This is a genomic window from Rhodanobacter aciditrophus (genome assembly GCF_042679525.1).
Taxonomy (GTDB): Bacteria; Pseudomonadota; Gammaproteobacteria; order Pseudomonadales; family Marinomonadaceae; genus Marinomonas; species Marinomonas aciditrophus.
Window position 1 is genome coordinate 404,334 of the sequence record NZ_JBHTMN010000014.1, and the last position, 9,757, is coordinate 414,090.

Genomic DNA, 9,757 nt, shown 5'->3' on the forward strand with positions numbered 1-9,757 from the left:
CTGGGGCAGATAAAAGAAAAGCCATCAATTGATGGCTTTTCTGAAGACTCAAAGAGGCTTACTTAGCGTTGCGGCGTGCTGCGATTTCTTCGCGGCGAACGCGCTGTGCCAGCTTGTCCAAAATACCGTTAATGTATTTGTGGCTCTCACTTGCACCAAAGGCTTTAGCCAATTCAACGCTTTCGTTGATGGCAACACGGTAAGGCACGTCCAAGCGCTCAGACAGCTCGAAGGAGCCGATGCGTAAAGTCGCTTGCTCGATGGCGTCCAATTCAGAAATAGAACGATCCAGTAGCTCTTCGTACAGGCCATCCAATGCTTTGGCTTTGGAAGACACACCGTATACCAACTCACGGAAGTAGGCTTTGTCACAAGCACTCATGTCTTGATCCACAGCGAACTGAGCTTCGATCTCATTGATCGCAGAGTGGTTCATTTGCCATTGGTAAATGGCTTGCAACGCCAACGCGCGAGATGCACTGCGCATCTGGGAGCGAGAAGGTTTCTTTGGCGCTTTGGCCTTATCTTGTTCAGTCATGCTTGCTTAGCCTTCCAGATCACGTAATACAGCGACCGTTTCTAGAGCAGACAATGCGGCTTCGCCACCTTTGTTACCTGCTTTCGTACCAGCACGCTCAATTGCTTGTTCGATTGAGTCAACCGTCAATACGCCGAATGAAACAGGAATGCCGAACTCTAGCGCCAAACGGCTCAAGCCAGAAACACACTCACCTGCAACGTATTCAAAGTGTGGCGTACCGCCACGGATCACAGCACCCAATGCAATCACTGCATCGTACTGTTTTTTCTCTGCGATCTTTTTCACAACCACAGGAATTTCAAAGGCACCTGGTGCATACACAACCGTGATGTCTTCTTTTTTAATGCCATGGCGAACCAAGGTATCAATAGCGCCATCTTTTAGGCTTTCTACTACATAGCTATTGAAACGGCCAACCACTAGAGCGAACTTTGCTCCTGGCGCTGCGAAATGACCTTCGTAAGTCTTAATATCGCTCATATTTGCCTCTAAAAACTAAACTTGATCAGCACTGACGGGAGTGCCTTGATATGGAATGAATTCCACTGCTTCTAAATCAAATCCTGTCACGGAGAATTTTCTTGGTGAGCTTAGCAGGCGCATTTGGCGCACCCCTAAATCACGAAGAATCTGCGAGCCTGTACCCACCGTTAAGTAAGCACCTGAGCCGCTTTCATCCGAACCTTTGCCTGCCCGAGGGGTTCTCGAGGTCAAAAAGATTTCCGCCAAATCCGTTGGGCGGTTTGCCGTATCCACCAGTACAACCACCCCACTGCCGGCGTTATTGATGTACTCTAGCGCGTCCAGCATCGACCACTTTGGCTCGCTGCCTGGGACTTTAATCCCAGCCACATCACGAGCAGGATCACGCACATGTACCCGCACTAAGGTTGGCTGTTCTGGGTCGATATCCCCCTTCACAAACGCCAAGTGACTTAGGCCCTGTACGGTATCCCGGTAGGTAATCACATTAAATTCGCCCACTTCCGTTTCCACGGTTTGCTCCGCTTCTCGTTGCACCGTGGTCTCGTTCAATGTGCGGTAATGAATCAGGTCGGCGATTGTACCAATTTTTAATCCATGTTTCTCGGCAAACTTTTCTAAATCTGGTCGACGGGCCATGGTGCCGTCGTCATTGATGATTTCAACGATCACGGACGCCGCTTCGTAACCCGCCATGCGGGCCAAATCACACCCCGCTTCGGTGTGTCCAGCTCGGGACAAAACACCACCAGCTCGGGCCATCAATGGAAAAACATGACCTGGCTGCACTATGTCAGACGGTTTGGCGTTGGCAGCCACAGCACGCTTAACGGTTAGGGCGCGATCCGCCGCTGAAATCCCCGTAGTCACACCTTCCGCTGCTTCAATAGACAGGGTGAAGTTAGTGCTGTAAACCGTTCCATTTTGGTTCACCATCAGGGGTAAATTCAGCTGTTTACAGCGCTCTGGCATCAAGGTTAAGCAGATCAGGCCGCGAGCATGCACCGCCATAAAATTGATGATCTCTGGGGTAATGCACTCCGCCGGTACGATCAAATCACCTTCATTCTCACGGTCTTCATCGTCCATCAGAATGACCATCTTGCCTTGGCGCATGTCCGCCAATATTTCTTCAATGGTATTGATTGCCATAGTACTTCACCTTTTGGTTATTCTGCTTCGTCGTCTCGGTATTGTGGGACGTACACGAATTTAATATCAGAACCTATCTTGGTCATTTCTTGTAAGTCTAGCTCAACCGCTTCGGACATGTGTTCTAACGGTAAACTTAATAACGGACGCGCTGCAGAGCCAAGCAGTTTTGGCGCCATATAAATGACTAATTCGTCCACTAAACCAGCATTCAAGAAGGCACCAGCCAACTCAGCACCGGTTTCCACTAGCACTTCATTAATGCCTTCATCCGCCAGTTGCCCCATGGCTTCTACCAGATCCAAGCGACCGTCCTCACCTAGAGGCACGAAACGAACATCAACGCCTTTCTTTTGTAGGGCTTTTAGATGATCTGCTTCCACTTCTTCTTCATCACAGAAGATCGCCACTTCATTGGTGGGGTATAGAATCTTCGCTTCAGGCGCAATGGAAAGAGCCGTATCCATAACGACACGTAAAGGCTGGCGCACGGTTTTGGCGTCCACTTCATTGCCTTGGTTATCAATGCGTACCGTCATGCTTGGATTGTCAGCAATGACGGAGCCTATTCCCGTGACAATGGCAGCGCTCTGGGCGCGCAGTTTTTGCACATCACCTCGGGCCTGAGGGCCAGTAATCCACTGGCTTTCGCCGGATTCCATAGCCGTACGGCCGTCCACACTCATGGCGAGTTTAACGCGCACAAAGGGCAGACCTTCTTCCATACGCTTGATAAAGCCAGGGTTCAGTCCACGGCACTCGTTTTCCAAAACAGGGCCGACCACTTCAATCCCTGCCTTTTTTAAAATCTGTAATCCGCGCCCTGCGACTTCTGGGTTAGGATCTTCCATACCGTACACCACTTTGGTGATACCCGCTTTTACCAAGGCCTCTGCACAAGGTGGCGTGCGCCCATGGTGACTGCAAGGCTCTAAAGTGACATAAGCGGTTGCGCCTGTTGTGTCCCCCTGCACACTGGCTAGGGCTTGCACTTCTGCGTGACCTTCACCTGCCTTGGCGTGAAAGCCTTCGCCAATGATGTGGCCGTCTTTCTCAATCACACACCCCACTCTAGGGTTCGGATGGGTGGTAAACATCCCTAGCCGAGCAAGTTGAACGGCACGGGCCATACGTTGTTCATCGTTCACATAGGGCTGAGCCATTTATTTCTCCTCGGTTTGGTTTTTGCTGCCTTGTTCTAGGCGTTCAATCTCATCACGGAATTCGCTGATGTCTTTAAAGCTGCGGTACACGGAGGCAAAACGCACATAGGCCACCTGGTCGAGCCGCTTGAGTTCGTCCATCACGGCTTCACCGATAATCCGTGATGCCAGCTCTCGCTCACCGGTGGCTTGCAGCTTTTCTTTGATGCGGGAAATGGCCGTTTCAATGGCTTCGATGCTCACCGGGCGCTTCTCAATGGCTTTGAGTATCCCGGAGCGAAGTTTTTCTTCGTCAAACGGCACTCGACTACCATCGTTTTTGATCAGCTTAGGCATTTGCAGCTCAGCGATTTCAAACGTTGTAAAACGCTCATTACAGTGGCCGCATGTGCGACGACGGCGTACCTGAGCACCCTCTGAAACGAGGCGCGAGTCAAGGACTTTGGTATCTTGAGTACCACAAAAAGGACAACGCATGCTGGTTCCAATAGTTGGCAAAATTTCGTACGATGCGAGCCAATAAAACCTGGCTCATATTAGCGCAAGATAATATCAACCCATCACTAATATAGCTACCAAACACGACCCAAAGCCTGACTTTACGCACGCTAATCAAGCCCTTAGGAATCATAATAAAATGGTGTTAGCTGAACTCTCCGGATTAGTGGCGGCATTATGCTGGACCATCTCCAGCCTTGTGGCTCCGCGATTGATTAGCCAATTAGGGGCTTTTCGCTTTAATACTTTGCGTATTTCCTTCGCTGCTTTGGTGCTTTGTTTTATTAGCTTATGGCGGATTAACTCGGCTGGAGTACTGGCGGACTTCCTTTGGCCCCTGATTCTCTCTGGACTGCTGGGCATATTGATTGGCGACTCGTTTTTATTTAATTCGGTACATCGACTAGGACCAAGACGCGCCGGGGTGCTGTTTGCCATGAACGCCCCTTTCTCCATTTTATTGGCGTGGTTATTTCTCGATGAAGTGCTGAGCCTAACAGAGCTGATGTTTTGTGGGGTGGTGTTATTAGGGGTGGTGATCGCCACCTTATTCGGTAAAAAAGGCCAGACCCACGAATGGGAAACCACAAAAGGCTCCCTTGGGGTGGGCATTTTTATGGCCCTTATGGCGGCCTTATGCCAAGCCAGTGGCGCTCTGATCGCTAAGCCCGCCTTACTGGCCGGTGTTGACCCTATGGTCGCTTCCGCCGTGCGCGTCAGTACAGGGGCAGCTGGCTTATTGTTGGCTTACTTCCTATATTTCAAACCGCGCCCCAATAAAGCTCTGGCTCCGCTCAGTAGCTTCCCCATCACCGTCTGGCTACGATTGGCATTAGTGGCCACAGTGGGCATGGTGATCGGCATGAGTGTGTTGGTATGGGGGGTGGGTAACGCTAATGTGGGCTTGGTAACGACCCTTTCTGCCACGGTGCCGGTACTGATTTTGCCAGGGCTCTGGCTAACCACCAAGCAAGCCCCTGCCCTGGGCGCTTGGATCGGTGCATTTTTCGTTGTTGGGGGCGCATTCGGCATTATTCTGAATTAATCCCAGCTATGCTATGCTTTGCTCCATTCGTTTTTACGTATTTTTCAACTCAGGAACAGACAGAACCTTATGGCACAGTTTGTATACAGCATGAACCGCGTAGGCAAGGTCGTACCGCCTAAACGCGAGATTCTTAAAGACATTTCTCTTTCTTTTTTCCCTGGCGCTAAGATCGGTGTATTAGGTCTAAACGGCTCTGGTAAATCCACGCTTTTGCGCATCATGGCGGGCGTTGATAAAGAATACAACGGTGAAGCACGTCCAATGCCGGGTCTTAAAGTGGGCTACCTACCACAGGAGCCTGAGCTGGACCCAACCAAAGATGTCCGTGGCATCGTTGAAGAGTCCGTTGCCGACGTGAAAGATGCCTTGGTGCGTCTTGATGAAGTCTACGCAGCGTACGCTGACCCAGATGCAGACTTTGATGCCTTGGCAGCAGAACAAGCGGAGCTTGAAAACCTTATTACAGCAAAAGATGGTCACAACCTTGAGCGTGCCCTTGAAGTCGCCGCTGATGCACTTCGTCTTCCGCCTTGGGATGCCAATGTTGAGCACCTATCTGGTGGTGAACGTCGCCGTGTGGCCCTTTGTCGTCTATTGCTCGACAAGCCAGACATGATCCTTCTAGACGAGCCAACCAACCATTTGGATGCAGAATCCGTGGCGTGGCTAGAGCGCTTCTTGAAAGACTACCCAGGCACCGTTGTGGCGATTACCCACGACCGTTACTTCCTTGATAACGCCGCTGGCTGGATCCTTGAACTTGACCGTGGTCACGGTATTCCTTACGAAGGCAACTACTCTTCTTGGCTTGACCAAAAGAACGCGCGCCTAGAGATGGAAGCCAAGCAACAAGCGTCTCACAACAAAGCCATCAAGTCTGAGCTTGAGTGGGTGCGTCAAAACGCAAAAGGCCGCCAGTCTAAGTCCAAAGCACGTTTAGCTCGTTTCGAAGAAATGAACTCGAAAGAATTCCAAGAGCGTAATGAAACCAACGAATTGTACATTCCACCGGGTCCACGCCTTGGTAACAAGGTAATCGAGATCGAAGGCGTGTCTAAAGGTTTCGACGGTCGCGTCTTGATCGAAGATTTCAACATGGTTGTGCCACCAGGCGCGATCGTAGGTGTTGTTGGTGGTAACGGTGCCGGTAAATCCACACTGTTCAAAATGATCGCTGGCCAAGAGCAACCTGATGCGGGCACCGTGACATTGGGTGAAACCGTACAACTTGCTTACGTTGACCAAATGCGTGAGCTAGATGGTGAAAAAACCGTTTTTGAAGAAATCTCTGACGGCCAAGACATCATCACAGTTCACAACTGGAAAGTGCCTGCCCGTGCTTACATCGGCCGCTTCAACTTCAAAGGCTCTGACCAACAGAAACTGGTGAAACACCTATCCGGTGGTGAGCGTAACCGTCTGCACCTTGCGAAACTTCTGAAAGAAGGCGGCAACGTCCTACTATTGGACGAACCGACCAACGACTTGGACGTTGAAACATTGCGCGCCTTGGAAGAAGCCCTACTGGCTTTCCCTGGCTCTGCCATTGTTATTTCCCACGATCGCTGGTTCCTTGACCGTGTTGCTACCCACATCTTGGCCTATGAAGGGGACTCTAAAGCCGTGTTCTTCGAAGGTAACTACCAAGAATACGAAGCCGACTACAAGTCTCGTACGGGCAAAGACGCCACACCGACACGCATCAAATACAAGCGTATCGACGCCTAGTCATCACCTTGATTCGTTCGAGTACAAAAAAGCCGCTTCACTTGAAGCGGCTTTTTTATTAACCAATCAAAAAACCTTGTCGCGACGAATCAAAATCTACAAAGCTGCTTCGGCTTCTTCAAGGGCTTCTTGAGCTTCGAACCAAGCTTCTTCCGCTTGCTCTAGGGATTGCTTCCATTTGGCTTCGTCCGCTAGCAGGGCTTGCAGCTTGTCTTTGTTGGCTGCTTCATAGAGACTGTTGTCAGACATGGCTTCACCAATGATGTCCAAGTGGCCTTGGGCAGTTTGCATGGCTTTTTCGTGCTTCTCTACGGACTTACGCAGAGGACGGAGTTTTTCACGCAATTCAGCGGCTTTGCGGCGCTCTTCTTTACGATCCACTTTTTCGACTTTGGCGTCATCCGCCAAGGCCTTTTCGCTTTGGTTGGCTTGCTGCTGACGAGCTTGCAACCAAGTATGGTACTCATGCAAATCCCCATCAAAAGCTGTGACTTTATGATCCGCCACAAGGAAGAATTCATCCACTGTGCTGTTCAACAAGTGACGATCGTGGGATACCACTAGGATCGCGCCGTTAAATTCTTGCAGGGCTTCCGTCAGGGCTTGACGCATTTCGATGTCCAAATGGTTGGTCGGCTCATCGAGGACTAATAGGTTGGGACGCTGCCAAGCGATCAAGGACAAGGCCAAGCGGGCTTTTTCACCACCGGAGAAGCCTTTCACCGCACGCAGGGCATCGTCTCCCACAAAGCCAAAGCCGCCGAGGTATTTACGCACATCCGCTTCAAGGGCCGTTGGCGTAAGGCGCTGAATATGCAGCACTGGGGAAGCTTCTAAGTCCAAAGCGCTCAACTGATGCTGGGAAAAGTACCCAATCTTGGTGTTTTCCCCATAGACTCGCTCACCGCCCAACAAAACCAATTCCTTTACGATGGATTTGATCAGGGTGGACTTACCCGCACCGTTGGGGCCAAGTAAACCAATACGCTGACCGTCTCGAACAGAAAAATTCGACTGCCCCAGTTGCACCTTATGACTGCCATCCTCCAATACATAACCCAAATCCGCTTGGATTAAGCTCACCAACTGGTCGGAAGTTTTCTCGGCTAACGGGATGGAGAACTCAAACTGAGAATCAATGTGAGCAGGTCCGATGGTTTCCATCTTTTCCAGCGTTTTTAGACGACTTTGCGCTTGCTTCGCTTTCGTTGCTTTATAGCGGAATCGATCTACGTATTGCTGCAAGTGAGCACGCTTGCGTTGTTGCTGTTCAAACATGGATTGCTGCTGGGCAAGATGCTCCGCACGCTGGCGCTCGTAGTCTGAGTAATTACCTTTGTAGAGATTCAGCTTCTTCTGGTACAGGTGAACAATATGGCTACAAATACCATCAAGAAAATCCCTATCGTGGGAGATCAGCAAAAGTGTACCTGGGTAATTACACAGCCAGTTTTCGAGCCACATGACCGCATCCAAATCCAAGTGGTTAGTCGGCTCGTCCAACAATAGAATGTCAGACGGACACATCAAAGCTCGGGCCAAATTCAAACGTATACGCCAACCACCGGAGAAGTCCGAGACATTGCGCTGCATGTCTGCCATTTTAAAGCCAAGACCTTGCAGTAGCTGCTCACCACGAGCTTGCGCCGTATACCCTTGAGCATTCTCATATTCCCCGAGCCAATGGGCATGAGCATTATCATCCCCTTTGGTTTGAGCGGCGTTGATTTCTGCTTCGATTCGACGTAGGCGATCATCCCCATCAAGACAGTAATCCAGCGCCGTGCGATCCACCTCTTCCACTTCCTGCGCCATAAATGAAATCCGACGCTGTCCCGGCAAAATCACCTCACCGGTATCCGCATGCAAAAGACCGCGCACCAAGGCAAACAAAGAAGACTTACCCGCGCCATTTGCCCCGATCAAACCCACCTTCTGACCTTCAAAAATGGTCATATCGGCGTGTTCAAGCAAAAACTGCGTACCGCGTTGCAAACTGACTTGGGTAAACTGGATCATGGAACTCTCTGCGTTAAAAATCGAAAGGCGCATTTTATCTAGATTGTCGCCCTAAAGCACGACCTACAAATTACGATTACACCTTTAATCCTCAGCATCTATCCCCACATAAGGTGCAAACCTCTCGACGGCGTTCTAAAATACGCACAGACATTATTTAACGGTGATTCTTGTGAACAACATCAATGAAATCCAACGCTTCTCCTTCGACAACACCAACGTTCGAGGCGAGCGCGTCCTATTAAACGATGCCTATCAAAGCATCATTGCCCGTAAATCCTACCCCAAACCTCTGGAATCCTTACTGGGCGAATTCGTAGCGGCCATTGCTTTGCTGCGCGACATTGTGAAAATCGACGGCGTGCTATCCATTCAATGTAAGGGCAACGGCGTACTGCAAACCCTAATGACCGAATGTGACGAACGCCAAAACCTACGGGGTATCGCCCAATGGGATGAGACCCAGGCCTTCCCTGAGACGGTCTCTTTAAAAGAACTGCTAGAAGGCGGCTACCTAGTGATCACCATCACCCCACGTAATGGTCAGCGCTACCAAGGCATCGTCGAAATCGTTGGTGATACCTTGTCAGAATGCCTAGAGCAATACTTCATGCAGTCTGAGCAGCTACCAAGCCGTGTATGGCTGGCTGCAAACGGTGCTCAAGCAGGCGGATTATTCCTGCAGCGTTTACCCGCTGAACAAGCTAAAGAAGGGGACGAAGACGCATGGGAACGCTTTGTTCACCTAGCATCGACTGTTAAAGACGAAGAATTGCTCGAACTGGACACAGCAACCCTATTGCACCGCTTGTACCATGAAGAAGAGCTTCGCCTATACGACGGCAAAACCATGCAATTTGGCTGCTCTTGCACTCGCCAGCGCACCCTAAGCGCCATCCTATCTATGGGCGCGGAAGAGTTGCGTGAAATCCTAAGCGAACAAGGCGTTATTAAAACCGAATGCCAATTCTGTGCGGAAACCTACGAATTCCAAAAAGAAGATTTGGACGACTACCTAGGCGACCAAGCGCAAACCCACTAAGCGGCTTATAAACAATTCGCTTATATGGACCCGCCCGACTGTTGCAAGCTATCTAGACGTCACAGAATAAAGTTGCACGCTTA

At 50.4% G+C, this 9,757-nt stretch carries 9 protein-coding genes; 3 read left to right on the top strand and 6 right to left on the bottom strand.

From position 1 onward, the window contains the following. Positions 1-58: 58 nt before the first annotated feature. The 5 genes from nusB to nrdR are packed head-to-tail and all read right to left on the bottom strand — an operon-like array spanning position 59 to position 3,816. The gene (gene nusB, locus ACFQ45_RS14130) at positions 59-538 is read right to left on the bottom strand and encodes a transcription antitermination factor NusB (RefSeq protein WP_377368790.1); all 480 of its coding nucleotides are present in this window, start codon (positions 536-538) and stop codon (positions 59-61) included. Positions 539-544: 6 nt separating this feature from the next. Next, positions 545-1,012 (bottom strand): 6,7-dimethyl-8-ribityllumazine synthase, encoded by a 468-nt coding sequence (gene ribH, locus ACFQ45_RS14135; protein ID WP_452600465.1) that lies wholly within the window; start codon positions 1,010-1,012, stop codon positions 545-547. A gap of 24 nt (positions 1,013-1,036) precedes the next feature. Continuing rightward, the gene (ribBA, locus tag ACFQ45_RS14140; RefSeq protein WP_377368794.1) at positions 1,037-2,176 is read right to left on the bottom strand and encodes a bifunctional 3,4-dihydroxy-2-butanone-4-phosphate synthase/GTP cyclohydrolase II; all 1,140 of its coding nucleotides are present in this window, start codon (positions 2,174-2,176) and stop codon (positions 1,037-1,039) included. A 17-nt stretch (positions 2,177-2,193) separates the two neighbouring features. Continuing rightward, a complete protein-coding gene (gene ribD / locus ACFQ45_RS14145; protein WP_377368796.1) occupies positions 2,194-3,339 on the bottom strand; it encodes a bifunctional diaminohydroxyphosphoribosylaminopyrimidine deaminase/5-amino-6-(5-phosphoribosylamino)uracil reductase RibD in 1,146 nt (381 codons plus the stop codon). Continuing rightward, positions 3,340-3,816: a transcriptional regulator NrdR gene (gene nrdR / locus ACFQ45_RS14150; RefSeq protein ID WP_377368798.1), complete on the bottom strand. Its 477-nt coding sequence runs from the start codon at positions 3,814-3,816 to the stop codon at positions 3,340-3,342. It lies immediately after the preceding gene. Positions 3,817-3,976: 160 nt separating this feature from the next. Here nrdR and ACFQ45_RS14155 point away from each other — a divergent pair, with 160 nt between their 5' ends. Both ACFQ45_RS14155 and ettA read left to right on the top strand, forming a co-directional pair. After that, the gene (locus ACFQ45_RS14155) at positions 3,977-4,882 is read left to right on the top strand and encodes a DMT family transporter (protein ID WP_377368800.1); all 906 of its coding nucleotides are present in this window, start codon (positions 3,977-3,979) and stop codon (positions 4,880-4,882) included. Positions 4,883-4,951: 69 nt separating this feature from the next. Beyond that, positions 4,952-6,613, top strand: coding sequence for an energy-dependent translational throttle protein EttA (gene ettA / locus ACFQ45_RS14160; RefSeq protein WP_377368802.1), 1,662 nt, complete (start codon positions 4,952-4,954; stop codon positions 6,611-6,613). 96 nt (positions 6,614-6,709) lie between these two features. Here the strand turns inward: ettA and ACFQ45_RS14165 are convergent, their stop codons facing one another. Then, a complete protein-coding gene (locus tag ACFQ45_RS14165) occupies positions 6,710-8,632 on the bottom strand; it encodes an ATP-binding cassette domain-containing protein (protein WP_377368804.1) in 1,923 nt (640 codons plus the stop codon). Positions 8,633-8,804: 172 nt separating this feature from the next. On the opposite strand from ACFQ45_RS14165, the gene hslO reads away from it, so the two are divergent. Then, positions 8,805-9,674, top strand: a complete 870-nt coding sequence (gene hslO / locus ACFQ45_RS14170) for an Hsp33 family molecular chaperone HslO (RefSeq protein ID WP_377368806.1) — start codon at positions 8,805-8,807, stop codon at positions 9,672-9,674. Positions 9,675-9,757: the final 83 nt, after the last annotated feature.

Bases quoted from the DNA above. Each gene is read 5' to 3' on its own strand.
- nusB (WP_377368790.1), bottom strand. From the start codon at position 538: ATGACTGAACAAGATAAGGCCAAAGCGCCAAAGAAACCTTCTCGCTCC.
- ribBA (WP_377368794.1), bottom strand. From the start codon at position 2,176: ATGGCAATCAATACCATTGAAGAAATATTGGCGGACATGCGCCAAGGC.
- ribD (WP_377368796.1), bottom strand. From the start codon at position 3,339: ATGGCTCAGCCCTATGTGAACGATGAACAACGTATGGCCCGTGCCGTT.
- nrdR (WP_377368798.1), bottom strand. From the start codon at position 3,816: ATGCGTTGTCCTTTTTGTGGTACTCAAGATACCAAAGTCCTTGACTCG.
- ACFQ45_RS14155 (WP_377368800.1), top strand. From the start codon at position 3,977: ATGGTGTTAGCTGAACTCTCCGGATTAGTGGCGGCATTATGCTGGACC.
- ettA (WP_377368802.1), top strand. From the start codon at position 4,952: ATGGCACAGTTTGTATACAGCATGAACCGCGTAGGCAAGGTCGTACCG.
- ACFQ45_RS14165 (WP_377368804.1), bottom strand. From the start codon at position 8,632: ATGATCCAGTTTACCCAAGTCAGTTTGCAACGCGGTACGCAGTTTTTG.